Source organism: Pseudomonas sp. DCA-1 (genome assembly GCF_046523955.1).
Lineage (GTDB): Bacteria > Pseudomonadota > Gammaproteobacteria > Pseudomonadales > Pseudomonadaceae > Aquipseudomonas > Aquipseudomonas putida_Y.
The window spans coordinates 703,325-728,972 of sequence record NZ_CP169881.1 but is presented as its reverse complement, the minus strand read 5'-3'; the positions used below and the strand labels follow the sequence as shown (position 1 = coordinate 728,972).

Here is a 25,648-nt window from a genome sequence, read left to right as displayed (position 1 = left end):
GCACAGTTCCTGTAGGAGCGGGCTTGCCCGCGAAAGACGCCCTGGAGGTCAGATCAGCAAATCAGCACTCGATAGCGCTGACCGCCAGGCCACCGCGCGAGGTCTCTTTGTACTTGTCGTGCATATCGGCCCCGGTATCGCGCATGGTGCGGATTACCTGATCGAGGGAAATGAAGTGCTCACCATCGCCGCGCAACGCCATCTGCACCGCGTTGATGGCCTTCACCGCAGCAATCGCGTTGCGCTCGATGCAGGGCACTTGCACCAACCCGCCAACCGGGTCGCAGGTCAGGCCAAGGTTATGTTCCAGGGCAATTTCAGCGGCGTTCTCAACCTGTGCGGGAGTGGCGCCGAGTACTTCGGCAAGGCCTGCTGCGGCCATCGCGCAGGCCGAGCCGACTTCCCCCTGGCAACCTACTTCGGCACCAGAGATCGAGGCGTTCTTCTTGCACAGGATGCCCACGGCGGCGGCGGCCAGGAAGTAATCGACAACGCTGGACTCATCAACCTCATCACTGAAACGCATGTAGTAATGCAGCACCGCCGGGATGATGCCCGCCGCGCCGTTGGTCGGTGCGGTCACCATGCGCCCGCCGGCGGCGTTTTCTTCATTGACCGCCAAGGCGAACAGGTTGACCCATTCCATGGCGCTCATGGTCGAGCCGATCACGTTGGGCTTGCCGATTTCCTGCAAGCTGCGGTGCAGCTTGGCGGCGCGGCGGCGCACGTTCAGCCCGCCCGGTAGCGTGCCCTCGTACTTGAGGCCGTTGTTGACGCATTCCTGCATGGCTTCCCAGAGCTTGTGCAGGCCAGCGCGGATGTCTTCCTCGCTGCGCCAGACCTTCTCGTTGGCCATCATCAATTGCGACACGCTGAGGTCGTTTTGCTTGCACAGGCGCAGCAGTTCGGCGGCGCTGTTGAAGTCGTACGGCAACACCGTCTGGTCAGCATCCAGCACACCGCTGGCGGCTTGGGCTGCATCGACTACAAAGCCGCCACCCACCGAGTAATAGGTGTCGCGGTGCAACTCGCCCTGCTCGCCTTCGGCAATCAGGGTCATGGCGTTGGGGTGATACGGCAGGTTCTCGTCCAGCAGCAGCATGTCGCGGGCCCAGACGAACTCGATGGGCAAGCGGCTATCCAGCTGCAGGGTGTTGGTTTCGCGCAGGTCGGCGATACGCGGCACGATCTGGGTCGGGTCAATGGCGTCAGGCCACTCGCCCATCAGGCCCATGATGGTGGCGTTGTCGGTGCCATGACCAATACCGGTGGCCGACAGCGAGCCATACAGGCGCACCTCGATCCGTTTTACACGTTCCAGCTCGCCGCGTTCGCGCAGGCCCTGAACGAACAAAGCGCCAGCACGCATGGGGCCGACGGTGTGGGAGCTGGAGGGCCCGACACCGATCTTGAACAGGTCGAACACGCTGATGGCCATTGTCGAATCACCTCTTGCTGGGCTTGTCTCTGCGCGCCATGCGCAGGGCGGGGTAGCTGCTAGGCTCAAACAGCGGGCCGCCTTGAATGCCAGCATCATCGGGCTTTTACCGCCCACCTCGCCGTCTGCAACCGACGTACTTTTGTCCAGCAGCGCCGCGCTGTTTTTAACGAGGAACTGCGCCCACCGCGCCGTTTTCCAGCGGCCTGGTGACGCAAAAATGCGTGTGAGGGGGTGGAAAAATCCATAAGCGACATCGCCCATACTGGATACGACCCGTTCCGTACTGGATACGACCCCACCAGTAGGCGATTGCCCGGCGCTGGAGGATTATCGAAAGCGACTCGTAAAGCACGGCCACGCATCCTGCCCTCTGCAGGCCTGGTCGACCGGACCCTCAGAAAGCCCGGCGACCCACGCGAACCCGAAGACAATATCTCAGGAGTCCATCCATGAAAGGTTCACCCTCGCTGTTGCTGGTTGCGTTGCTGTCCGCGCCATTGCTGGCCCAGGCAGCCGAACCCGAGCAGTGTCAGACTGTACGCTTCTCCGATGTCGGCTGGACCGACATCACAGTCACGACCGCGACCACCAGCGTTGTGCTCGAAGCACTGGGTTACAAGACCCACACCACCATGATCTCGGTACCGGTGACCTACAAGTCGCTGGCCACCGGCAAGGACCTGGACGTGTTTCTCGGCAACTGGATGCCGACCATGGAGAACGACATCAAGCAATACCGCGACGCCGGCACGGTAGAAACCGTGCGCGCCAATCTGGAAAACGCCAAGTACACCCTGGCAGTCCCCCAGGCGCTGTATGACAAGGGCCTGAAAGATTTCAGCGACATTCCCAAGTTCAAGAAAGAACTGAACGGCAAGATCTACGGCATCGAACCGGGTAACGACGGCAACCGCACCATCCAGAGCATGATCGACAAGAACGCCTTTGGCTTGAAGGACGCCGGTTTCAAGATCGTGCAGTCCAGCGAGGCGGGCATGCTGTCGCAGGTTGATCGCGCGCAGAAACGCGGCGAGGCAATGGTGTTCCTGGGCTGGGAGCCACACCCGATGAACACTCGCTTCAAGATGCAGTACCTGACCGGCGGGGACGAATTCTTCGGCCCCGACTTCGGCAAGGCCACCGTGCTGACCAACACCCGCAAGGGGTATACGCAGGAATGCAGCAACGTTGGCCAACTGCTTAAAAACCTGTCGTTCGAGCTCAAGGATGAAAGCACCATGATGGGCTATGTCCTGGACGACAAGATGAAACCCGAAGCCGCCGCCAGAAAATGGATCAAGGACAACCCAGGCAAGCTGGATGCCTGGCTGGCCGGCGTAACTACCGTTGATGGCAAACCCGGCCTGGAGGCGGCCAAGGCCAAGCTTACGCAATAACGAACTACGCAGTAGCGCTACCTCGGGGCAGGACCGTGCCTGCTCCGGGTTGATTTCAATCTATGCAGGTGGAAGCTCGCTATCATGCTTATCGATCAGAAAATACCTTTGGGCCAGTACATCGCGTCGTTCGTCGAATGGCTGACCCAGCATGGCGCGAATTACTTCGACGCCATCGCGCAAGGCCTGGAGTTCATGATCTACGGGGTTACCAGTATCCTTACCTGGTTCAACCCGCTCGTTCTCATCGCCCTGTTCGCCGCCCTGGCGCACCTGATCCAGCGCAAGTGGGCGCTGACCGCGTTCGTTGCCCTGTCGTTCCTGCTGATCCTCAACCTGGGTTACTGGCAGGAAACCATGGAAACCCTGGCGCAGGTCACCTTCGCCACGGTGGTATGTGTGTTGATCGGCGTACCACTGGGCATCCTCGCCGCGCACAAACCGATGTTCTATACCGCCATGCGCCCGGTGCTCGACCTGATGCAGACGGTGCCCACCTTCGTCTACCTGATCCCTACCCTGACCCTGTTCGGCCTGGGCGTGGTACCGGGGCTGATCTCCACCGTGGTGTTCGCCATCGCAGCGCCCATTCGCCTGACCTACCTGGGCATCTGCGACGTGCCCCAAGAGTTGATGGACGCCGGCAAGGCCTTTGGCTGCTCGCGTCGGCAACTGCTTACCCGTATCGAACTTCCGCACGCGATGCCAAGCATCGCCGCCGGTGTCACTCAATGCATCATGCTGTCGCTGTCGATGGTGGTAATTGCCGCCCTGGTCGGCGCTGACGGCCTGGGCAAACCTGTGGTCAACGCACTGAACACCGCCGATATCTCCCTGGGCTTCGAAGCGGGCCTGGCGATCGTGCTGCTGGCAATCATGCTCGACCGTATCTGCAAGCAACCGGAACTGCCGGTAAGGGGTGAGGCATGAGCATCATTCGTTTCGAAGACGTCGACGTCATCTTCTCCAACAAGCCGCGCGAGGCACTGTCGCTGCTGGACCAAGGCCAGACCCGCGAGCAGATCCTCAAGCAGACCGGCCTGGTGGTGGGTGTCGAAAAGGCCAACCTCGATATCAACAAAGGCGAGATCTGCGTGCTGATGGGCTTGTCCGGCTCGGGCAAGTCGAGCCTGCTGCGCTGCATCAACGGCCTCAACACCGTCAGCCGCGGCAAGTTGTTCGTCGAACATGAAGGCAGGCACATCGACATTGCCAACTGCTCCGCGGCCGAACTGAAGATGATGCGCACCAAGCGCATTGCCATGGTGTTCCAGAAGTTTGCCCTGATGCCCTGGCTGACGGTGCGCGAGAACATCAGCTTTGGCCTGGAGATGCAGGGTCGTCCGGAAAAGGAACGGCGCAAGCTGGTCGACGAGAAGCTTGAGCTGGTGGGCCTGACCCAGTGGCGCAACAAGAAGCCGGATGAGCTTTCTGGCGGCATGCAACAGCGCGTGGGCCTGGCCCGGGCGCTGGCGATGGATGCCGACATCTTGCTGATGGACGAACCGTTCTCGGCGCTGGATCCCCTGATCCGCCAGGGCCTGCAAGATGAGCTGCTTGGCCTGCAGGCCAAGCTGAGCAAAACCATCGTGTTCGTCAGCCACGACCTGGACGAAGCGCTGAAACTGGGTACCCGCATTGCGATCATGAAAGACGGGCGGATCATCCAGTACAGCAAACCGGAGGAGATCGTGCTGAACCCGGCCGACGAATACGTGCGCACCTTCGTCGCCCATACCAACCCGCTGAACGTGCTGTGCGGCCGCAGCCTGATGCGCAGCCTGGACAACTGCAAACGGGTCAATGGCTCGGTGTGCCTGGACCCAGGTATCGACTCGTGGCTGGACCTTGGCGAAGGCGGCGCGCTAAAGCGTGCACGCCAGGGCCAGAACGGTCTGGACATGCAGAAATGGGCACCGGGGCAAGATGTGGAGTTGCTGGAGCGCAGGCCGACTGTGGTGCACGCCGATATTGGCATGCGTGACGCACTGCAGATTCGTTATCAGACCGGCAACAAGCTGGTGCTGCAGGATAACGACAAGGTGGTGGGGATTCTCGGGGATACCGAGCTTTACCACGCGCTGCTCGGCAAGAACCTCGGTTGAGGCAATTGGGGCCGCTTCGCGGCCCTTCGCGGGCACGCCCGCTCCCACAGGTTTGCTGAGATCTCTGTGGGAGCGGGCGTGCCCGCGAAGGGCTGCAAAGCAGCCCCGATCAATGGATCAGCGAACGACAATCCCGCGCGAAGCCATGTAGGCCTTGGCCTCCGGCACTGTGTACTCGCCAAAGTGGAAGATGCTGGCCGCCAGCACCGCGCTGGCGTGCCCTTCCAGAATGCCGTCTGCCAGGTGCTGCAGGTTACCCACGCCCCCCGAGGCAATCACCGGAATGCCCAGCGCATCACTGATAGCGCGGGTGACTCCCAGGTCGAAGCCGTTCTTCATGCCGTCCTGGTCCATGCTGGTCAGCAGGATCTCGCCAGCGCCCAGGCCTTCCATCTTCTTCGCCCACTCGACTGCATCCAGCCCGGTCGGCTTGCGCCCGCCGTGAGTGAAAATCTCCCAGCGCGGCTCTTCACCTGGCCCGGACACTTTCTTGGCATCGATGGCGACAACGATGCACTGCGAACCGAAACGGTCCGCCGCCTCGCCGACAAACTCTGGGTTGAACACCGCCGCGGTGTTGATCGAGACCTTGTCGGCACCGGCGTTGAGCAGGTTGCGGATGTCCTGCACGGTACGCACGCCACCACCGACCGTCAGCGGGATGAACACCTGGCTGGCCATGCGCTCGACGGTATGCAGCGTGGTGTCGCGGCCATCGACGCTGGCGGTGATGTCGAGAAAGGTGATTTCGTCGGCACCTTGCTCGTCGTAGCGACGGGCGATTTCCACCGGGTCGCCGGCGTCACGGATGTTCTCGAACTTGACGCCCTTGACCACCCGGCCGTTGTCCACGTCCAGGCAAGGGATAATGCGCTTGGCCAGTGCCATGGTTCAGTCCTCAGCCTTGGTAGTTGTCACAGAAGGCCTGGGCCTCAGCGACATCCAGGGTGCCTTCGTAGATGGCACGGCCAGTGATGGCGCCGATGATGCCCGGGGCCTTGGCGTCCAGCAGGGCCTTGATGTCGCCCAGGTTGTGAATGCCACCCGAGGCGATCACCGGGATACGGGTGGCTTCAGCCAGTGCCTTGGTGAAGGGCACGTTGCAGCCCTGCATCATGCCGTCCTTTGCAATGTCGGTGTAGACGATCGCCGAGACGCCATCGGCCTCGAAACGCTTGGCCAGGTCGATGACTTGCACCGAGCTGACTTCGGCCCAACCGTCGGTGGCGACGAAACCGTCCTTGGCGTCCAGGCCGACGATGACCTTGCCCGGGAAGGCTTTGCACGCTTCAGCGACGAACTCGGGCTGCTTGACTGCCTTGGTGCCGATGATCACGTAGCTGACGCCAGCCTTGACGTAGTGTTCGATGGTTTCCAGCGAACGGATACCGCCGCCGATCTGGATCGGCAGGTTCGGGTAGCGCTTGGCGATGGCGGTAACCACTTCACCATTGACCGGCTGGCCTTCGAAGGCGCCGTTGAGGTCGACCAGGTGCAGGCGGCGGCAGCCACCCTCGACCCACTTGGCGGCCATGCTCACCGGGTCGTCGGAAAATACCGTAGAGTCTTCCATGCGGCCCTGGCGCAGGCGCACGCAAGCACCGTCCTTCAGATCGATAGCGGGGATAATCAGCATCTTGGGAACCTGTCTATTTGTTGGGTTTCAGGGCTTCTCGAGTGCCCACAGGTCGCTTTCGATGCTCTCGAACCGCTCCTTGAGGTGCAGCTGAACATCGGCAATCGCCCTGTTGTAGTAATGGGGTGCAATCTCTTTGCTGAACAGCTCGAGGACCTCGGCCACCTCGAATGACCCCAACTGCAGCTCGAAGCGGTCTTCGAGGAAGCGCTTCAAGGTATCGAGCGCTTCGCGCTCCTGTTCGGGGGCAAGGGTGATGCTCGGGGCCTTGGTCTTCGACCTGCTCATTTACCAGCGCCCGTCCCAGGCGATGAAGTTCTGCAGCAACTGCAGGCCATGGGTATGGCTCTTCTCCGGGTGGAACTGCACGGCAAAACGCGAACCGTCGGCCAGCGCTGCGGCGAAGTCGACGCCATAGTGACCGCGCCCCACCACCTGGCCTGGTTTGCCGGCATTGATGTAGTAGCTGTGCACGAAGTAGAAACGTGCGCGGTCAGGGATGTCGTGCCACAGCGGGTGATCGATGGTCTGGACGACTTCGTTCCAGCCCATGTGCGGCACCTTAAGGTGCTCGCCGTCTTCTTGCAGGTCTTTGCCGAAAAAGCGCACCTGGCCAGGGAACAGGCCGATGCAGTCGACGCCGGTGTTTTCCTCACTGTGTTCGAGCAGCGCCTGCATACCGACGCAGATGCCAAGGAACGGGCGGTCCTGGCTGACTTCGCGCACCAGGCTGTCGAAGCCAAGGCGGCGGATCTCGGCCATGCAGTCGCGAATCGCGCCCACGCCCGGGAACACCACACGGTCGGCCTCGCGGATCACTGAGGCATCGCTGGTAACCAGCACTTTACCGGCACCTACGTGCTCAAGCGCCTTGGCCACCGAGTGCAGGTTACCCATGCCATAGTCGATTACGGCTACCGTTTGCATTTACAGGCACCCTTTGGTGGAAGGCATCTGCCCGGCCATACGCTCGTCGAGAGTGATGGCCATGCGCAGGGCGCGGCCGAAAGCCTTGAATACGGTTTCGATCTGGTGGTGGGTGTTATGACCACGCAGGTTATCGATGTGCAGGGTTACCAGGGCATGGTTGACGAAGCCCTGGAAAAACTCCTGGAACAGGTCGACATCGAAGCCACCAACGCTGGCACGGGTATACGGCACGTGCATCTGCAGGCCTGGGCGGCCAGAGAAGTCGATGACCACGCGTGACAGCGCTTCGTCCAGCGGCACGTAGGCGTGGCCGTAGCGGAAGATACCTTTCTTGTCACCGATGGCTTGGGCGAATGCCATGCCCAGGGTGATGCCGACGTCTTCGACGGTATGGTGATCGTCGATATGCGTGTCACCCTTGCACTCGATATCCAGATCGATCAGCCCATGGCGGGCGATCTGGTCAAGCATGTGTTCAAGGAAGGGCACACCGATATCGAATCGGGCCTTGCCACTGCCATCGAGGTTGATCGAGCACTTGACCTGGGTTTCCAGGGTATTGCGCTCGACGGAAGCCTTACGTTCAACCATCACCAGCTCCGCAAAATCATTGGGCGAAAAGGGTTTCATTATAGGCCCAGAACGCGCCAGCTTGAAACGCGGATGACATATGGCAAAGCCAGGATCTACACGGACTGAATACCGCTACAGGTCTATACAACCACAACGGCCCGCTCCTGCATCTGCGAAAGGGGCGCAACGCGCCCCCTGCTGATCAATGGAACAGCACAGCGGTCTTCTGCAAGGTCACCCAGACACCCCAGGCCAACGGCACAACCACCACCGCCCAGGCCAGCAGCACCAGTGGCAGGCTGCCTGGCGCCGCTTTCCACTCCAGCGACCGCGCCCCATCGGCGCCCTTGTCATGGCTCAACGCGCGCTCGGCCGCCAGTTCGGCATCACTCATGAAGTGCTTGTCGGCCACCGGACGCACCAGCATGTTGCAGATAAAGCCCAGCACCAGCAGACCCGCGAGGATGTACAAGGTCATGTCATAAGCCGCCGCCCGCTCCACGCCCGCCGCCAGTTGATACTCGCGCAGGTAGGTGATCAGCACCGGCCCCAGCACCCCGGCTGCCGCCCAAGCGGTCAGCAGGCGGCCATGAATGGCACCCACCATCTGCGTGCCGAACAGGTCGGCCAGGTAGGCCGGCACCGTTGCAAAGCCACCGCCATACATCGACAGAATGATGCAGAACGCGGCCACGAAAAGTGCCACGTTGCCCAGGTGCCCCATGTTCGGTACCAGGCTGTACAAGCCCACACCCAAAGCGAAGAAGGCAAAGTAGGTGTTCTTGCGGCCGATGTAGTCGGAGAACGATGCCCAGAAGAACCGGCCGCCAATGTTGAACAGGCTCAGCAGGCCGGTAAAGCCGGCGGCGATCGCGGCAATTTGCGCCAACTGCGCAGTGCTCAGCTGGCTGAAGGTCAGTTCGTTGCCCAGTAATTTACCGGCGAACACTTCCTGCAGCAGCGGCGAAGCCATACCGATAATGCCGATGCCCGCCGACACGTTCAGGCACAGCACCAGCCAGATCAGCGCGAACTGCGGGGTCTTCCAGGCCACACTGACGTGCACGTGACGGTCGGTGACCATGGCGTTACTGGCATTCTTCAACGGCGCAGCCCAGCCTTCAGGCTTCCAGCCGGTCGGTGGTACGCGATACGCCAAGGCGCCAGCGGTCATGAACACGAAGTAGATCGCCGCCATGGCGACAAAGCTCTGCCATACCCCAACTTCGTGCTCATTGCCAAAATGCCCCATAAGCGCGGTGGCCAGCGGTGCCCCTACCATGGCCCCGCCGCCAAAGCCCATGATCGCCATACCGGTGGCCATGCCGCGTTTGTCCGGGAACCACTTGATCAAGGTCGACACCGGCGAGATGTAGCCCAGGCCCAGGCCGATACCGCCGATCACGCCGGAGCCAAGCCACATCAGCCACAGCTGATGGGTTTTCACACCTATCGCCGAAAGCAGCATGCCACCGCACCAGCACAACGCCGACACCAGGCCAGCCTTGCGCGGGCCGGCGTGCTCCAGCCAGCCGCCCAGCACCGCCGCCGAGCAGCCGAGGAATACGAAGAACAGGGTGTAGATCCAGCTCAGCATCGAGATTGGCCAGTCGCATTCGGCGCTGAACATTCGGGCCATGAAGCCCATGTCTGCTGCACAGGCGACGGGGGCGGTGATCCCAAGGGCTTGCGACAAAGGCAGCCAGAATACCGAGAAGCCGTAGGCCATACCGATGCACAGGTGAATAGCCAGGGCGGCTGGCGGAACCAGCCAGCGGTTGAAGCCTGGGCGGGCGATTATGCGTTCCTTCGACAGGAAACCTGGCGCACTGGCCGAGGTTCCCGTCGCGACAGTACTGGTCATGGATCTGATCCTTGTTATTGGGAAGGTGCTCGCGAAGCGGCGCAAGGGTAGCAGCATCAAGCAGGATGAAAGCAATCTGCCATCTTTCAATTCTGCCCGACTGAAACGGTCATGGTTCCGGCACAAGCTCAATATTAAGCTGTCGAAAGCCGTACCATCTGATACAGGCGTAGGAATTTCCTACATCTCTAGTCGTACAAGCAGGGGGAACCGCTACAGCGTTATACTCTGCCGCCTGAACTCACTAACGGACTAAAAGGACTCGCCCATGAAAGCGTTCGGCAAAATCCTGGGACTGGGGCTTCTCGGGTTACTGCTGATCATCGTGGCGCTGGGCTTCGCCCTGACCCACCTCTTTGATCCCAACGACTACAAAGACGAGATTCGCCAGTTGGCACGCGACAAGGCTCACATCGAACTGACCCTCAACGGTGACATCGGCTGGAGCCTGTTCCCGTGGCTGGGCCTGGAGCTGCACGAAGCCAGCATCGCTACCTTGAACAAACCCAAGGAGCCGTTCGCCGATCTGCAGATGCTTGGCCTTTCAGTCCGTGTGCTGCCGCTGCTGCGTCGCGAAGTACAAATGAGCGACGTACGTGTCGAAGGCCTGAACCTGACCCTGACGCGCGACGAACAGGGCCATGGCAACTGGGAGGACATCGGCAAGCCGCTGCCCGCGGAGAATGGCGCAAGTACCAATGCACCGGCACAGGCACCTGCCGAGCAGAAGCCTGCGACCGTCGACAGCAACGAGCGCGCCATCAAGCTGGACATCGACAGCCTGACCGTGAACAACGCCCGCGTGCAGTACACCGATGCCAGGACCGGTCACAGCTACAGCGCCGAAAGCATTCAGCTGAGCACCGGCCCGGTCCATGAAGGCGCAAACATCCCGCTCAAGGCCAGCGCCTTCATCAGCGCCAGCCAGCCGAACATCAAGGCCCGTACCGAACTGGCCGGCGAATTGCGCTTCGACCGCAAGCTCAAGCGCTACAACTTCGAAGACATGCGCCTGTCGGGCGAGACCTCGGGTGAGCCAACTGGCGGCAAGACCGTGACTTTCGCCGCCCAAGGCCAACTGCTGGTCGACCTGGCCGCCAATGTCGCCACGTGGAACGGCCTGAAAGTTTCGGCCAACCAACTGCGCGCCCTCGGTGAGCTGAACCTGCGTGATCTGGACAAGGCACCCCAGCTGAGCGGCGGCCTGTCCATCGCCCAGTTCAACCTGCGCACCTTCCTTGAAAGCATCGGCCGCCCGCTGCCGGCCACCAACGACCCGGCCGCCTTCGCCAAACTGGAACTGGTAACTCGCCTGAAGGGCACGCCTGACAGCCTGGCCCTGGAAGACCTGGCGGTGAAGCTGGACGACAGCACCTTCAGCGGCCGCGTGGCCGTCGAAGATTTCGCCAGACAGGCCCTGCGCCTGCAGCTTAAGGGCGACACCTTCGACGCCGACCGCTACCTGCCGGCCAAGAGCGAAGAGGCCAAGGGCGCCACCGCTGCGCGCCAGGCCGAGGTCAAGCAACAAGAGGCCAGCGCCGTAGCCAGTGCCGGCTCCACACCACTGCCCAGTGCCCCGACACAAGTGGCATGGAGCGACGACAAGCTGCTGCCGGTCGACCGTTTGCGCGCCCTCGATCTGCAGGCCGACCTGGCCTTCGGCTCGTTGACCCTGGATAAGCTGCCGATCGAAAACGCCCAGCTAAAGGCCGTTGGCCAAGGCGGCCTGCTGACCCTGCAAACCCTGCGCGGAGAGCTGTACAACGGCACCTTCGAAGCCAAGGGCACGGTCGACGTGCGCCCTGCCGTGCCGCAGCTGGGTGTGAACACCAACATCCAGCGGGTGCCGGTGGAGCACTTCATCAAGGCCGAAGGCAAGGAACAGACGCCACCGGTCAAGGGCCTGCTGACCCTGACCAGTGATCTGACAGCCACCGGTAACAGCCAGAAGGCACTGGTCGACACCCTGAACGGCAGCGCAAACTTCGCCATCAACGATGGCGTGCTGGTCAATGCCAACCTGGAACAGCAACTGTGCCAGGCCATCGCCACGCTCAATCGCAAGACGCTGAGCAGCGAACCACGCGGCAAGGACACCCCGTTCCAGGAACTGCGCGGCAGCCTGGTCATACGCAATGGCGTCGCCAGCAACCCGGACCTCAAGGCGCGCATCCCGGGCCTGACCGTCAACGGCCATGGTGACCTCGACCTGCGCGTGCTGGGCATGGACTACAACATCGGCGTAATCGTCGAAGGCGACCAGCGTGCCATGCCAGACCCGGCCTGCCAGGTCAACGAACGTTATGTGGGTGTTGAAGTCCCCCTACGCTGCCGTGGCCCGCTGGAACTCGGCGCAAAGGCCTGCCGCCTGGACCAGAACGGCCTGGGCAAGGTTGCCGCCAAACTGGCCGGCAACCGCCTGAAAGACAAGATCGATGAAAAGCTTGATGAAAAACTTGGAGACAAAGTGAGCCCGGAACTGAAAGACGCGCTCAAGGGGCTGTTCAAGCGATGAGCCCCGAGCAGTTCTCCAGCGCTGTGCTGGACTGGTATGACGAGCACGGCCGGCACGACCTGCCCTGGCAACAGGGCATCACCCCGTACCGCGTGTGGGTGTCGGAAATCATGTTGCAGCAGACCCAGGTCAGCACCGTGCTCAACTACTTCGACCGCTTCATGCAAGCCCTGCCAACCGTGCAAGCCCTGGCCGAGGCACCGGAGGACGAAGTGCTGCACCTGTGGACGGGCCTGGGCTACTACACCCGCGCACGCAACCTGCAAAAGGCCGCCAAGGTCGTCGTCGAGCAACATGGCGGCGAATTCCCGCGCAGTGTCGAGCAGCTTACCGAGCTGCCCGGCATCGGCCGCTCCACTGCCGGCGCGATCGCCAGCATCAGCATGGGCATCCGCGCACCGATCCTCGACGGCAACGTCAAGCGCGTGCTGGCACGCTACACCGCCCAGGCGGGCTACCCAGGCGAACCCAAGGTTGCCAACCAGCTATGGGCCACTGCCGAGCGTTTCACCCCGCAACAACGCGCCAACCACTACACCCAGGCGATGATGGACATGGGCGCCACGCTGTGCACGCGCAGCAAGCCCAGCTGCCTGATCTGCCCGTTGCAGCGTGGCTGCGAAGCGCACCTGCACGGCGAAGAAACCCGCTACCCCGAGCCCAAACCGCGCAAGGCGCTGCCGCAACGGCGCACACTGATGCCTCTGCTGGCCAACCACGAAGGCGCCATCCTGCTTTACCGACGCCCTTCCAGCGGCCTGTGGGGTGGTTTGTGGAGCCTCCCGGAACTGGACGACATCACCCAGCTCGACGACCTGGCCTATCAGCACGGCCTGCGCCTGGCTGGCCGCCACGCCATGGACGGCCTGACCCATACCTTCAGCCACTTCCAGCTGGCGATCGAACCCTGGCTAGTACGCGTCGACCCGGTCGGCGAGCACGTGGCCGAGGCCGACTGGCTCTGGTATAACCTCGCCACCCCGCCGCGTCTGGGCCTCGCCGCCCCGGTGAAAAAACTGCTTGAACGCGCGACCGACGAACTGATTGCAGGAGACTCCCGATGACCCGCACCGTGATGTGCCGCAAGTACCAAGAAGAACTACCAGGCCTGGAACGCCCGCCCTACCCCGGCGCCAAGGGCCAGGACATCTTCGAACACATCTCGCAGAAAGCCTGGGCCGACTGGCAGAAGCACCAGACCATGCTGATCAACGAAAAACGCCTGAACATGATGAACGCCGAGGACCGCAAATTCCTCCAGGCCGAAATGGACAAGTTTTTCGCCGGCGAAGAATACGCCCAGGCCGAAGGCTACGTTCCACCGGCCGAATGACCCCAAAAATCGTAAGCGACGGAATTAATTTAAAATTTTTTCAAAAAGTCGTTGACGAGCGGTCCGGAAATCTATTTAATTCACCTCGTCGCCCAGATAGCTCAGTCGGTAGAGCAGAGGATTGAAAATCCTCGTGTCGGCGGTTCGACTCCGTCTCTGGGCACCACCTTCAAGCTTCTGGTGGTTGCAAAGTTACCCGAAGCGACAACAAGAAACCCGCCTAGTGCGGGTTTTTTGTTGTCTGTAATTTTTCTCATTGATCAGCATCAAATAGCCATTATTCGCTCACCTTCATAATCGAATACGGACATCCGTATCGACCAGCAAGGACCTCCATGAGCGAAGAATCACCCCTCCTGCTCCCCTCCCCCAGCGAATCCGCACTCACACCGATCCGCACCCGCCGCCCACGCCAGCGCAAGCCGGAGCCGACAATAACCAGCATCAGCCAGCAACCCGCAGCGCTGGAGGTTGCCACCGCCCCCAAGGGCAGCAACGAAGACAGCACCTCGGCGCGCCTGCCGGCCAACTACCCTTACCGTACCCGCCTGCGACGCCAGGACTACGATAAGGCCAAGCATGCGTTACAGATCGAGCTACTGAAGGTACAGAGCTGGGTGAAGGAAACCGGCCAGCGGGTGGTGATCCTGTTCGAAGGGCGCGATGCCGCAGGCAAGGGCGGCACCATCAAGCGCTTCATGGAGCACCTCAACCCACGCGGTGCGCGCATCGTCGCTCTGGAGAAGCCTTCCGAGCAGGAGAAAGGCCAGTGGTACTTCCAGCGCTACATCCAGCACCTGCCCACGGAGGGTGAAATGGTGTTCTTCGACCGTTCCTGGTACAACCGGGCCGGAGTCGAGAAGGTGATGGATTTTTGCACGCCACTGCAGTACCTGGAATTCATGCGTCAGACGCCAGACTTGGAGCGCATGCTGTGCAACAGTGGCATCCTGCTGTTCAAGTACTGGTTTTCGGTGAACCGCGAAGAGCAGCTGCGCCGTTTCATTTCGCGCCGGGACGACCCGCTCAAGCATTGGAAGCTGTCACCCATCGACATCAAGTCGCTAGACAAGTGGGAAGACTACACCTCGGCCAAGGAGGCGATGTTCTTCCATACCGATACAGCCGATGCGCCGTGGACGGTGATCAAGTCCGATGACAAGAAGCGGGCGCGGATCAACTGCATCCGGCATTTCCTGCATTCGCTGGACTACCCGGGTAAAGACCCTCGGGTGGCGTATGCACCCGACCCTCTGCTGGTAGGCCGAGCTTCACGCGGCTTCGAAGAAGATGAGACTCCGCAGCCAGCCACCTGAAGGCTCGGCATGCCTACCATCCCGCAGACCTCTCCACTGCAGCGCTCGGGAGCACTGCTTGGGTTTATCGGGCAATTGCGCTTCAATACGCGCACTTTCAGACACACCCAAGGATTTGCCCATGGCCACCCCTACCAAGCAACAGAAACGCGCCAAGCGCGCCGCCAGCAAGGCCAAGCAGAACCGCATGGTACGCAGCGGCCAAGCGGTCAAGGCCAGCGCCGGCGACAGCGCCAGCGTCGAGCAGGTGTACAACAAGGCCATGGAGTCGGGCAGCTACGACGCGATGTTCAACAAGATGAAGGAAGCCCAGGAAGGCGGCCTGGTGCCAATGATCTCGGTGTTCCTGGTGGACCCGCTACTCGCCCTCGTGCTCAAGGGGCACAAGGAAGAACACGCCACCGACTACATCGTGCTGGTGTTCAACGCCTACCGCAAATGGCTGGACGGCGCTGACGAAGAGACCACCATGGCCTGGCTGGAGAGTGATGAATTCCAGGAAGCCTATATCGCAGCTTCCGAACTCGTGGCCAAGCAGCAGCAACAGCAGAAGCAGTTTGGCTGACAGGCCTGTGGTGAACCTGTGAGAGCGGGCTTGCCCGCGAACGGGCCATCACAGGCGACAGAAAAGGCCGCACCCTTCACAGGGCGCGGCCTTTTCATTTAAGCCAGCGCGGATCAGCTGTCCAGCGCCACCCGCCCGGCAGCCTCGCGCTTGCGGTGAACCAGCAAGCCAGCCGCCACCACAGCAATACTCAGCAGCGCAGTCGCAATGATCTCTACACGGTGATCCTCACGCAGCGCCATGACTACCAGAATGGCAACGATGAAGGCAATGGTCGCCCAGGTCAGCCCCGGGAACAGCCACATCTTGAAGGTGATCTTTTCGCCACGGGCTTCACGCTGGGCGCGCATGCGCAGTTGCGACACGGCGATCACCAGATACACCAGCAGCGCAATGGCGCCAGAGCTGGCCAGCAGGAACTCAAATACCTGGGCCGGTGCCACGAAGTTGGCGAACACGCAGAGAAACGCCGCCGCAGTGGACAGCAGTACCGCCACGTGCGGGGTCGCCGCCTTGGTGGTGCGCTGGGCGATGGCCGGAGCGTCGCCACGCTTGCTCAGCGAGAACAACATGCGCGAAGAAGTGTATAGCGCCGAGTTCAGGCAGCTGGTTACTGCAACAAGCACGACGATGTCGACGATCAGCTTGGCGTTCGGCACACCGATACGGCTCAGCACGGTCTGGTAGGAGCCAGCCTCGGCCAAGGCCGGGTCGTTCCACGGCACCAGGGCCACGACCAGGAAGATCGACACCAGGTAGAACAGGCAGATACGCCAGATTACCGAGTTTGTGGCACGGCTGATCTGCTTGCCCGGGTCTTTCGACTCGGCAGCGGCGATGGTGACGATTTCAGTACCCATGAACGAGAACATGGTGGTCAGCATCGCGGCCAGCACTGCGCCCAGACCGTTGGGCATGAAGCCCTGGGTATCGAACAGGTGGCTGGCACCGCTCACCTGGCTATTCGGTACAAAGCCGAACAAAGCAGCACAGCCCACGGCGATGAAGCCGATGATCGCCAGCACTTTGAGCAAGGCAAACCAGAACTCGAACTCACCGTAGTTCTTTACGCTGCACAGGTTGGTAAGTGTCAGTGCCAGGGTAATGATGAGGGAGAACGCCCACAGATCAACTGCGGGGAACCAGGCATGCAGAATGGCCGCGGCCGCGTTGGCCTCCAGCGGAATCACCAGCACCCAGAACCACCAGTACAGCCAGCCAATGGTGAACCCGGCCCAGCGCCCGATGGCGCGGTCGGCATACGTAGAGAACGAACCGGTGTCAGGCGAGGCGACTGCCATTTCACCCAGCATACGCATCACCAGCACGACCAGCGTACCAGCGGCAGCGTAAGCCAGCAGCACGGCAGGGCCGGCAGCTGCGATGGCGTGGCCGGAGCCTACGAACAGGCCGGCACCGATGACGCCAGCGATGGACAGCATGGTTACATGCCGTTGTTTGAGCCCCTGAGCGAGGTCATTGGAATTGTTACCGCTCATTGAAACTACCTTTGTAAGGAGTGGACCACGCCGACTGCGGATACAGAGCGCGCCAGGGGTTGACCTAGGCGTCGCTGCAATCGGCGGTTTCCTACTGGCAATAAGCGCGCCAGGTGCTGAATACATTCATCAGAAAACTCTGCAGGCCTTTTAGGATGCGGCCCGGAGGGCTTTCGGCCATTCCTTGACCGAAAGGGCACCAAATAGGCGGATTACTGAAATACCCACTTACAAATGCACCAAAGGTGCTCCTCGGTAACACCTTTGCACCACTGCAATGCCGAGAAGTGCAACCCATGGGTACAACCTTATGACCCCAACGAAGCATTCGCGGGGTAACCCGCTCCCACAGGTAAAAGGTAGGGTTTACCCCTCCAATGGGCCAAAACAGCTTCCATGAGCCGGCCAAAGCTGGCACCATCGCGCCTTTTTTCATCAAGGCTCTGGTGCTGGGCGACACCTTCGCGGACATCTGCGCGACGTTACGCTGTAGCGATGCGACAAACTGCCCCACCAGCGCCCCCAGTCCCCGGCGACCCTGTTGGCCGTCATAATGCCGCTATGCTAGCTTGGCGCACGCCAGGAAGGCCGCCAACAGCTGGGAACGCACCCGAACACATGAGGACCGCACATGGCTCAGGCCACGCCCGCGCTGGAAATCCGCAATTTGCACAAACGCTACGGCGAGCAGGAAATTCTCAAGGGCATTTCGCTGACCGCTCGCGACGGTGACGTGATCTCCATCCTGGGGTCGTCCGGCTCCGGCAAGTCCACCCTGCTGCGCTGCATCAACCTGCTCGAGAACCCGCACCAAGGCGAAATCCTGGTCGCCGGTGAAGCCCTCAAGCTCAAGGCCGCCAAGAATGGCGACCTGATTGCAGCCGACAACCGCCAGATCAATCGCCTGCGCAGTGAAATCGGCTTTGTCTTCCAGAATTTCAACCTGTGGCCACACATGTCGATCCTCGACAACATCATCGAGGCGCCACGCCGCGTGCTCGGCCAAAGCAAGGCCGAGGCCATCGAAGCCGCCGAAGCGCTGCTGAACAAGGTCGGCATCTACGACAAACGCCACAGCTACCCCGCCCAGCTTTCCGGTGGCCAGCAACAGCGCGCCGCCATTGCCCGTACCCTGGCCATGAAGCCTAAAGTGATCCTGTTCGACGAGCCCACTTCGGCCCTCGATCCGGAAATGGTCCAGGAAGTGCTTAACGTTATCCGCGCATTGGCCGAAGAAGGCCGTACCATGCTGCTGGTGACGCACGAGATGAGCTTTGCCCGCCATGTGTCCAGTGAAGTCGTCTTCCTGCACCAGGGCCTGGTCGAAGAGCAGGGATCGCCGCAGCAGGTCTTCGAAAACCCGACCTCGGCGCGTTGCAAGCAATTCATGTCCAGCCACCGCTAACGGAGCAATACATGCACACCTACAAGAAGTTTCTCCTGGCAGCTGCTGCCACGCTGGTGATGTCGGCAAACGCCATGGCCGCAGAAAAACTGCGCATGGGCATCGAAGCCGCCTACCCACCGTTCAACAACAAGGATGCCAGCGGTAACGTGGTTGGCTTCGACAAAGACATCGGCGACGCCCTGTGCGCCAAGATGAAAGTCGAGTGCTCGGTCGTTACCTCCGACTGGGACGGCATCATCCCGGCCCTTAACGCCAAGAAGTTCGACTTCCTGGTGTCGTCGCTGTCGATCACCGACGAGCGCAAGCAGGCTGTGGACTTCACCGATCCGTACTACTCCAACAAGCTGCAGTTCATCGCGCCGAAAAACGTCGACTTCAAGACCGACAAAGCGTCGCTGAAGGGCAAGGTCATCGGCACCCAGCGCGCCACCCTGGCCGGCACCTACCTTGAAGACAACTACCCGGATGTCGATATCAAACTCTACGACACCCAGGAAAACGCCTACCTCGACCTGGTCTCCGGTCGTATCGACGGCATCCTGGCCGACAAGTACGTGCAGTACGAGTGGCTGAAAAGCAAAGACGGCTCGAACTTCGAGTTCAAGGGTGAGCCGGTGATGGACAGCGACAAGATCGGCATTGCCGTGCGCAAAGGTGACACCAAGCTGCGCGACGACCTGAACAAAGCCCTGGCAGAAATCAAAGCCGACGGTACGTACAAGAAAATCAACGACAAGTACTTCCCGTTCAGCATCGAATGATCCGCCCTGACCGGCGCGCCCTTGCGGCGCGCCAGTCCCTAAAATGACCTGCCCATGAATATCGACCTGCACGGATTCGGTCCGGCCATGATGGCCGGCACCCTGATGACCGTAAAACTGGCGCTTTGCGCCTTGCTGCTGGGGCTGGTCCTGGGCCTGCTCGGCGCCCTGGCCAAGACCTCTCCGCTCAAGCCGCTGCAATGGCTTGGCGGCTTCTACTCGACCCTGGTTCGCGGCGTGCCCGAACTGCTGTGGGTGCTGCTTATCTATTTCGGTACCGTCGGGCTCATGAGCAGCCTCGGCGAAGCCCTGAACATGCCCGGCCTTGAGCTCAGCGCCTTTGCCGCGGGCGTGATCGCCCTGGGCCTGTGCTTTGGTGCCTACGCCACCGAAGTGTTCCGTGGCGCCATCCTGGCGATCCCCAAAGGCCACCGTGAAGCTGGCCTGGCGCTGGGCCTGTCCAAGGGCCGCATCCTCTCGCGGATCATCCTGCCGCAGATGTGGCGCATCGCCCTGCCCGGCCTTGGCAACCTGTTCATGATCCTGATGAAGGACACCGCCCTGGTGTCGGTAATCGGCCTGGAAGAAATCATGCGCCACGCACAAATCGGCGTGACCGTGACCAAAGAGCCGTTCACCTTCTACATGGTTGCAGCCTGCATCTACCTGGGCCTGACCGTCATTGCCATGACCGGTATGCATTTCATGGAAAAACGCGCCGCTCGCGGCTTTGCGAGGGCTGAATAATGAATTGGGAAGTCATCTTCAAATGGCTGCCACGCCTGGCCGAGGGTGCGGTCCTGACCCTGGAACTGGTGGCCATTGCCGTGGTTGCCGGGTTGATCCTGGCCATCCCGCTGGGCATCGCCCGTTCCTCGCGCCACTGGTACGTGCGCGCCGTGCCGTTCAGCTACATCTTCTTCTTCCGCGGCACGCCACTGCTGGTGCAACTGTTCCTGGTCTATTATGGCCTGGCGCAATTCGATGCGGTTCGTTCCAGCTCACTGTGGCCATACCTGCGCGATCCGTTCTGGTGCACGGTGCTGACCATGACCCTGCACACCGCCGCCTACATTGCCGAGATCCTGCGCGGCGCACTGCAGTCGATCCCCAAAGGTGAGATCGAGGCGGCGCGGGCGCTGGGCATGTCGCGGGGCAAGGCGCTGTTCTACATCATGCTGCCACGCGCCGCACGCATCGGCCTGCCGGCGTACAGCAACGAAGTGATCCTGATGCTCAAGGCCAGTGCCCTGGCCAGTACCGTGACCCTGCTGGAGCTGACCGGCATGGCCCGTACCATCATTGCCCGCACCTACCTGCCGGTGGAAATCTTCTTCGCTGCAGGCGTGTTCTACCTGGTGATCTCGTTCATGCTGGTGCAAGGCTTCAAGCTGCTGGAGCGCTGGTTGCGCGTGGATGCGTGCCAAGGGCGCTGACATCTCCTGGCCTTCTTCGCGGGCACGCCCGCTCCCACAAGTACTGCACAGTGCTTAGCCTGTGCACTATACCTGTGGGAGCGGGCGCGCCCGCGAAGAGGCCCCGAAAACCAACACATGTCTACCCATGCCCAACCACCTCCACAGCCACCACCTAAGCACCCGCTTCCAGGCCCTCGACCAGTTCCTGATCGAGCACCAACGGCTGTGGAAACCCCGCCCCTTCACCACCCTGCAACTGGCCTGGGAAACCACCCACCCAGCGCTTGCCGCCCACCTGCGCCAATGTTCACTGGCAGACGCCGAAGCCGACAGCGCCACTGACCGCTTGCCTGCCCCATTCCCGCAACTGGCCGAGCAAGCCCGACAGCTCGTTACGCTCGGCAGCCTTCCGCAAACCGACCTGCCACCTGCCGCCCACCGCCTGGACGTCGCCGTCCCCGGCCGCAAATGGCAGCAGATCGAAGCCTTCGCCAGCCACCTGGCATTCCGTGCCCGGCCCCACCACTGGCTGGACTGGTGCTCTGGCAAAGGCCACCTCGGCCGCCGCCTGCTACAACCCGGCCAGCAGTTGACCTGCCTGGAGTACGACGCAGAACTGGTCACCGCAGGCCAGGCCCTGAGCACGCACCATCACCTACCGGCACAGCACGTACACCAGGACGTGATGGCCACAGACAGCGCTCGCCACCTGGCTGACGATAAAAGCGTGGTTGCCCTGCATGCCTGTGGCGATTTGCATGTACGCCTGATGCAACTGGCCAGCCAGCAAGGTTGCCGGCAACTGGCCGTAGCCCCCTGCTGCTACAACCGCATCGCCGTGCAGCAATACCAGGCGTTATCCACAGCCGCGCAGGCGTCGAGCCTGCAGCTGTCGCTGGACGACCTGGGCCTGCCCTTGAGCGAAACCGTCACTGCCGGCGCCCGCGTGCGGCGCCAGCGCGACACCTCGATGGCCCGGCGCCTGGGCTTCGACCTGCTGCAACGCCAGCAGCGCCAGACCGATGAATACCTGCCGACGCCTTCCCTGCCGGTGGCCTGGCTGGAGAAGCCCTTCGAACAATACTGCCGTGACTTGGCTGAACTGAAGCAATTGCCAGTGAGCGGCAACCCGGACTGGGCAATGCTGGAAGCTGCGGGCTGGCAACGCCTGGCCGAGGTTCGGAACCTGGAGCGCGTACGCAACCTGTTCCGTCGGCCACTGGAGCTGTGGCTGGTACTCGATCGCGCCCTGTTCCTCGAAGAACAAGGCTATGACGTGCGCCTGGGCCTGTTCTGCGATTACCCACTGACCCCGCGCAACCTGCTCATTCTCGCGGAACGCGACGGTTAGCCGCAGCACAACCTGTGGATAAGTCTGTGAACAAGCTTGTGATTACCTGTTGGATCCAAGCGCTATTTCAAGCGCTTGGCTTATTCCTGCTTGCAGCTGCAACCCAGTAAAAACAGGCGTTTGCGCAAAGACCAGCGGCGTAGCGATCCGGCATGCCTTTCGCTCCGGCCCCTGATGCCACTTGTGCATAAAGATTTCTTGTGGTTAGCGCAAGCGCTGTTTGCACGGTCGCTTGTGGGAGCGGCCCTTGCGTCGCTAAAGGGATGCAAAGCAGCCCCGGCGGTCTGACTTTTTCAATTCGCCTTACCCTTGGCGATCTCGATATCGTTCATCAGCGCCTTGGCCATGTCGCACAGGTAATCGGCTGCACCCAGGAATTTATGGTCGTCCTCCATATCCCCCTCGCGCACCAGGTGCTTGATGTAGCCCATCAGGATCGAGACATGCTCGTAGGCAGCATCGATGGGGACGCCGGGCTCTACGCGCAGCAGATTGAGGGACGGGTTACCGGCTGCGAGGAAGGTTTCCACGCCTGCGGTTGTGATTGGTTTGGGGCTGTTGGGATCAGAATCGATCGTTTTCACTTTTCAAACTCCCTAGTTCAAAAGGAGTTGCCGTGTTCATTCTTTCTCACGGAACAAAGGCGGCAACCGTGCACGAGGTGAGAAACCGAGTGAACGTAGGAAGCTCGGCCAGACCAAGGTCTGCCCGCGCACAGTCGCCATTACGCAGCCGATACGTTCAAAGTCGGGTTCTCACACCCGGTCGCCAGAGCGACCCGAAAACGGTATCCGTGAGCCACTTCCCCGACAACAGCGTTACTTCGGCGGCGCGCGTAGGATACTTCCGAAGCATCCAAACCCTGAAGCTTTTAACCCCATGGTTCAGAATTGCCTTACACAGATAACCCGGCTTACCCGGCCCCCTGTAGGAGCGGGTTCACCCGCGAAGAGGCCATGCCAGGCAACACAAGGCTAATGCTCCACCGCCGCAACGGTGTATCATCCACCCCCCAAATCATTAAAAAGTGACGTCGCGCGCTGCCCGCCAGCCCCGCGGCCTTCTGGCGTTGCGCCAGAACCGACAATGGACCAACGGACCTGACCATCGTGACCCGAGCCAAACTCCTCGCCCTGTTGACCTTCGCCCTGACCGGCTGTGCCGGCGGCACCTCGCCCAACCCCAGCAGCAACCTGGACTGGAACCACCCCGGCATGCAACTGGGCGGCGACAACGGCCTGCCCCTGCGCACCGAAAGCCCCTGCCGCAAGCGCGGCTGCGACAACGACAAGCTGTTCTTCAACCCGGGCAAAAGCGAGCCTAGCGTCACCACCATGCACCGCGGCTGGTAGGAAAATTCTTCTTTTGGGCCGGTGACTTAGGTCTTTTGCGAACATTCGCAAGGAAGTGGTTTACAGGCGCCAAACGATCGCTATAATGACGCCCCATTGCCGGTATAGCTCAGATGGTAGAGCAACTGACTTGTAATCAGTAGGTCCCGGGTTCGATTCCTGGTGCCGGCACCATTCAAGGTTCCACAGAAAGCTTTCAAAATCTCTGGAACCCCCGAAAAACCCGCCTTCTGGCGGGTTTTTTCGTTTTAGCGTTCCGTCGGATTCCGAGGGTAGCCAGCGCTAATAAGGGTAGTTTTAAGGATAGAGGTCCGTTTCGATATCGGAGACTACCCTTATGGCCCGCACCACTGCCCCGCTTACCGACACCGCCTGTCGCACGGCAAAGCCCAGAGAGCGCGAGTACAAGCTCTTCGACGGCGATGGTCTTTACCTGCTTGTGCAACCCAACGGCCGCAAAGGCTGGCGACTCAGGTACGTGAAACCCGATGGCCGCGAAGGCCTGACCGCTCTTGGCAGCTATCCGGTGGTCGGGCTGGGCGACGCACGCCGCAAGCGCTTCGAGATCAAGCAGCAGCTCGCCAACGGCATAGATCCCATCCAGTACAAGCAACAAACCAAGACCCAGACCGTGATCAACGGCCGCACCTTCGAAAGCGTTGCGCTCGACTGGTATGCGAGCATGGTGCCGAAGTGGGCGCCCGGCCACGCCAAGACTGTGCTCAGCCGATTGAAGACTCACGTATTCCCTTTGCTTGGTGCCAGGGCAATCTTTGAGTTGGACACCCACGACCTCATGCAGCCACTGGAAGCCGTGACGAAGCGCGGCACCATCGACGTGGCGCTCAGAATCAAGAACTACCTGCAAAGCATCATGCGCGAAGCCAAACGGCTGCGGCTGATCACGACGAACCCAGCCCACGACCTCGATGGCTCAATCAGAGCACCACGGGTTACACATCGACCCGCACTACCCTTATCGCGGCTGCCAGAGCTACAAGCACGCATCGACGACTACAAAGGTCGGCCACTCACACGCCTTACCGTAATGCTGTCGCTGCACGTGTTCGTACGCTCCAGTGAGCTGCGCTTCGCCCGCTGGAACGAGTTCGACCTCAATCGCGGCATCTGGGAAATCCCCGACACCCGCCCGGCGCTCGACGGCGTACCGTTTTCCACAAGGGGTACGAAGATGGCCGGAGACATTCACGTTGTACCCTTATCGCCGCAAGCCGTGGCCTTGCTTGAGCAGATCCACGCGATCACCGGCAAGTTCGACCTGGTGTTCGCGGGGGATGCCAAACCGTGGAAACCGATGTCCGAGAACACGGTGAACGCGGCGCTCAGGACGATGGGTTACGACACCAAGGTGGATATCTGCGGCCACGGGTTCCGCGCCATGGCGTGCAGTGCGCTGGTCGAGTCTGGCCTATGGTCGGAGACGGCTATCGAACGGCAGATGAGCCACAAGGAACGCAACAACGTGCGCGCCGCCTATACCCACAAGGCCGAGTTCCTCGAAGAACGCCGGATGATCATGACCTGGTGGAGCCGGTTTTTGGAGGCGAACCGCGAGGACCATGTGACGCCGCATGAGTTTGCCAAGCAGACGGGCGAGAACGTCACGCGCCTTCGCAGTGCCAAGAGGACCGAGTAGCCCGCCGCACCACCACCTCAACTCGCTGTGAAGTTACCCACAACACCGCATGAAGCTCCTCCGCGCGGGTCCTTTCAAACGGGGCTGCAAAGCCGCCCCGTTTGAAAGGACCATACCTAAGAAAAAAACTGCTGGCACAGCTTACGTCTGTGGAAAACCACTGATGTCCACCGGGGGATAGTTTTATCCACAGGCGCTAAATCCCTGATATCGCGCTGCTTGACGAATATTGTCCACAAGCGTAGACCGGGAGTCGCAAGAGCTGTCGATGACAGCACCCCAGGTGACCCGAACCTTAAAGGTCACGCCGCTCCCGCGGTGGTTCACCCGCAAGTACGATTCGCGTCCGGCAGCTCGTACGGTCACTACCCATGTGATGGATGCCAACTCAATATCGTTGCCCCTGCGGCAACCACCCTACCCATCTGCTCAGCAGCAACCTATCCGCTTGGCCATTTCGCGTGCGCCAACCTACGCCCGTCTCTTTCTCCTGGAAAGAGACGGGCGCGTCTAACACTGCTGCAGCC

At 61.1% G+C, this 25,648-nt stretch carries 24 protein-coding genes and 2 tRNA genes; 17 read left to right on the top strand and 9 right to left on the bottom strand.

Annotated features, from left to right (window positions below):
* Nucleotides 1-61 precede the first annotated feature (61 nt).
* Nucleotides 62-1,438 carry an L-serine ammonia-lyase gene (locus ACE4QZ_RS03610; RefSeq protein WP_019439081.1) on the bottom strand — a complete coding sequence of 459 codons (1,377 nt, stop codon included), beginning with the start codon at nucleotides 1,436-1,438 and terminating at the stop codon, nucleotides 62-64.
* Between the two features lie 452 nt (nucleotides 1,439-1,890).
* Between ACE4QZ_RS03610 and ACE4QZ_RS03605 the strand changes: the two genes are divergently transcribed.
* The 3 genes from ACE4QZ_RS03605 to choV all read left to right on the top strand — a co-directional run bounded on the left by ACE4QZ_RS03605 (nucleotide 1,891) and on the right by choV (nucleotide 4,943).
* A complete protein-coding gene (locus ACE4QZ_RS03605) occupies nucleotides 1,891-2,838 on the top strand; it encodes a choline ABC transporter substrate-binding protein (RefSeq protein WP_021782637.1) in 948 nt (315 codons plus the stop codon).
* Between the two features lie 81 nt (nucleotides 2,839-2,919).
* Entirely contained in the window at nucleotides 2,920-3,768 is an 849-nt protein-coding gene (gene choW, locus ACE4QZ_RS03600) for a choline ABC transporter permease subunit (RefSeq protein WP_172402799.1), read from the top strand.
* Nucleotides 3,765-4,943, top strand: coding sequence for a choline ABC transporter ATP-binding protein (choV, locus tag ACE4QZ_RS03595; RefSeq protein WP_021782635.1), 1,179 nt, complete (start codon nucleotides 3,765-3,767; stop codon nucleotides 4,941-4,943). The genes choW and choV overlap by 4 nt, the downstream gene beginning before the upstream one ends.
* Before the next feature lie 117 nt (nucleotides 4,944-5,060).
* Here choV and hisF read toward each other — a convergent pair whose 3' ends face one another.
* The 6 genes from hisF to ACE4QZ_RS03565 all read right to left on the bottom strand — a co-directional run bounded on the left by hisF (nucleotide 5,061) and on the right by ACE4QZ_RS03565 (nucleotide 9,946).
* Nucleotides 5,061-5,831, bottom strand: coding sequence for an imidazole glycerol phosphate synthase subunit HisF (hisF, locus tag ACE4QZ_RS03590; protein ID WP_013970495.1), 771 nt, complete (start codon nucleotides 5,829-5,831; stop codon nucleotides 5,061-5,063).
* A gap of 10 nt (nucleotides 5,832-5,841) precedes the next feature.
* Nucleotides 5,842-6,579, bottom strand: coding sequence for a 1-(5-phosphoribosyl)-5-[(5-phosphoribosylamino)methylideneamino]imidazole-4-carboxamide isomerase (gene hisA / locus ACE4QZ_RS03585; RefSeq protein ID WP_003255731.1), 738 nt, complete (start codon nucleotides 6,577-6,579; stop codon nucleotides 5,842-5,844).
* Between the two features lie 27 nt (nucleotides 6,580-6,606).
* The gene (locus ACE4QZ_RS03580) at nucleotides 6,607-6,867 is read right to left on the bottom strand and encodes a DUF2164 domain-containing protein (RefSeq protein ID WP_021782634.1); all 261 of its coding nucleotides are present in this window, start codon (nucleotides 6,865-6,867) and stop codon (nucleotides 6,607-6,609) included.
* A complete protein-coding gene (gene hisH / locus ACE4QZ_RS03575) occupies nucleotides 6,868-7,506 on the bottom strand; it encodes an imidazole glycerol phosphate synthase subunit HisH (protein ID WP_021782633.1) in 639 nt (212 codons plus the stop codon). It lies immediately after the preceding gene.
* A complete protein-coding gene (gene hisB, locus ACE4QZ_RS03570) occupies nucleotides 7,507-8,100 on the bottom strand; it encodes an imidazoleglycerol-phosphate dehydratase HisB (RefSeq protein WP_003255736.1) in 594 nt (197 codons plus the stop codon).
* A 184-nt stretch (nucleotides 8,101-8,284) separates the two neighbouring features.
* A complete protein-coding gene (locus ACE4QZ_RS03565) occupies nucleotides 8,285-9,946 on the bottom strand; it encodes an OFA family MFS transporter (protein WP_021782632.1) in 1,662 nt (553 codons plus the stop codon).
* A gap of 268 nt (nucleotides 9,947-10,214) precedes the next feature.
* On the opposite strand from ACE4QZ_RS03565, the gene ACE4QZ_RS03560 reads away from it, so the two are divergent.
* From ACE4QZ_RS03560 to ACE4QZ_RS03535, 6 genes are all read left to right on the top strand, one after another.
* Nucleotides 10,215-12,461: an AsmA family protein gene (locus tag ACE4QZ_RS03560; protein ID WP_021782631.1), complete on the top strand. Its 2,247-nt coding sequence runs from the start codon at nucleotides 10,215-10,217 to the stop codon at nucleotides 12,459-12,461.
* Nucleotides 12,458-13,525 (top strand): A/G-specific adenine glycosylase, encoded by a 1,068-nt coding sequence (gene mutY / locus ACE4QZ_RS03555; RefSeq protein ID WP_084850415.1) that lies wholly within the window; start codon nucleotides 12,458-12,460, stop codon nucleotides 13,523-13,525. Before ACE4QZ_RS03560 ends, mutY begins: the two co-directional genes overlap by 4 nt.
* On the top strand, nucleotides 13,522-13,794 hold the full coding sequence (locus tag ACE4QZ_RS03550) for an oxidative damage protection protein (protein WP_003255742.1): 273 nt from the start codon (nucleotides 13,522-13,524) through the stop codon (nucleotides 13,792-13,794). Before mutY ends, ACE4QZ_RS03550 begins: the two co-directional genes overlap by 4 nt.
* A gap of 90 nt (nucleotides 13,795-13,884) precedes the next feature.
* A tRNA-Phe gene (locus tag ACE4QZ_RS03545) sits at nucleotides 13,885-13,960 on the top strand.
* A 169-nt stretch (nucleotides 13,961-14,129) separates the two neighbouring features.
* Entirely contained in the window at nucleotides 14,130-15,110 is a 981-nt protein-coding gene (gene ppk2 / locus ACE4QZ_RS03540) for a polyphosphate kinase 2 (RefSeq protein WP_021782629.1), read from the top strand.
* Between the two features lie 121 nt (nucleotides 15,111-15,231).
* Entirely contained in the window at nucleotides 15,232-15,675 is a 444-nt protein-coding gene (locus ACE4QZ_RS03535) for a hypothetical protein (RefSeq protein WP_021782628.1), read from the top strand.
* A 113-nt stretch (nucleotides 15,676-15,788) separates the two neighbouring features.
* On the opposite strand, the gene gabP is transcribed toward ACE4QZ_RS03535, so the two are convergent.
* A complete protein-coding gene (gene gabP, locus ACE4QZ_RS03530; RefSeq protein WP_021782627.1) occupies nucleotides 15,789-17,174 on the bottom strand; it encodes a GABA permease in 1,386 nt (461 codons plus the stop codon).
* Nucleotides 17,175-17,805: 631 nt separating this feature from the next.
* Between gabP and ACE4QZ_RS03525 the strand changes: the two genes are divergently transcribed.
* From ACE4QZ_RS03525 to ACE4QZ_RS03505, 5 genes are all read left to right on the top strand, one after another.
* Nucleotides 17,806-18,579: an ABC transporter ATP-binding protein gene (locus tag ACE4QZ_RS03525; RefSeq protein ID WP_003255746.1), complete on the top strand. Its 774-nt coding sequence runs from the start codon at nucleotides 17,806-17,808 to the stop codon at nucleotides 18,577-18,579.
* A gap of 11 nt (nucleotides 18,580-18,590) precedes the next feature.
* Nucleotides 18,591-19,343, top strand: a complete 753-nt coding sequence (locus ACE4QZ_RS03520) for an ABC transporter substrate-binding protein (protein ID WP_021782626.1) — start codon at nucleotides 18,591-18,593, stop codon at nucleotides 19,341-19,343.
* Nucleotides 19,344-19,397: 54 nt separating this feature from the next.
* A complete protein-coding gene (locus ACE4QZ_RS03515) occupies nucleotides 19,398-20,090 on the top strand; it encodes an ABC transporter permease (RefSeq protein WP_021782625.1) in 693 nt (230 codons plus the stop codon).
* Nucleotides 20,090-20,779, top strand: coding sequence for an ABC transporter permease (locus ACE4QZ_RS03510; RefSeq protein WP_014589362.1), 690 nt, complete (start codon nucleotides 20,090-20,092; stop codon nucleotides 20,777-20,779). The genes ACE4QZ_RS03515 and ACE4QZ_RS03510 overlap by 1 nt, the downstream gene beginning before the upstream one ends.
* Before the next feature lie 127 nt (nucleotides 20,780-20,906).
* A complete protein-coding gene (locus tag ACE4QZ_RS03505) occupies nucleotides 20,907-22,112 on the top strand; it encodes a methyltransferase (protein WP_021782624.1) in 1,206 nt (401 codons plus the stop codon).
* Nucleotides 22,113-22,405: 293 nt separating this feature from the next.
* On the opposite strand, the gene ACE4QZ_RS03500 is transcribed toward ACE4QZ_RS03505, so the two are convergent.
* The gene (locus ACE4QZ_RS03500) at nucleotides 22,406-22,696 is read right to left on the bottom strand and encodes a DUF3077 domain-containing protein (protein WP_021782623.1); all 291 of its coding nucleotides are present in this window, start codon (nucleotides 22,694-22,696) and stop codon (nucleotides 22,406-22,408) included.
* A gap of 525 nt (nucleotides 22,697-23,221) precedes the next feature.
* Here ACE4QZ_RS03500 and ACE4QZ_RS03495 point away from each other — a divergent pair.
* The 3 genes from ACE4QZ_RS03495 to ACE4QZ_RS03485 all read left to right on the top strand — a co-directional run bounded on the left by ACE4QZ_RS03495 (nucleotide 23,222) and on the right by ACE4QZ_RS03485 (nucleotide 25,121).
* Nucleotides 23,222-23,464, top strand: coding sequence for a hypothetical protein (locus tag ACE4QZ_RS03495; RefSeq protein ID WP_021782622.1), 243 nt, complete (start codon nucleotides 23,222-23,224; stop codon nucleotides 23,462-23,464).
* A gap of 98 nt (nucleotides 23,465-23,562) precedes the next feature.
* Nucleotides 23,563-23,638: transfer RNA gene (locus ACE4QZ_RS03490), tRNA-Thr, on the top strand.
* 163 nt (nucleotides 23,639-23,801) lie between these two features.
* Nucleotides 23,802-25,121, top strand: coding sequence for a tyrosine-type recombinase/integrase (locus tag ACE4QZ_RS03485; protein ID WP_279935270.1), 1,320 nt, complete (start codon nucleotides 23,802-23,804; stop codon nucleotides 25,119-25,121).
* The last annotated feature ends 527 nt before the right edge of the window (nucleotides 25,122-25,648 follow it).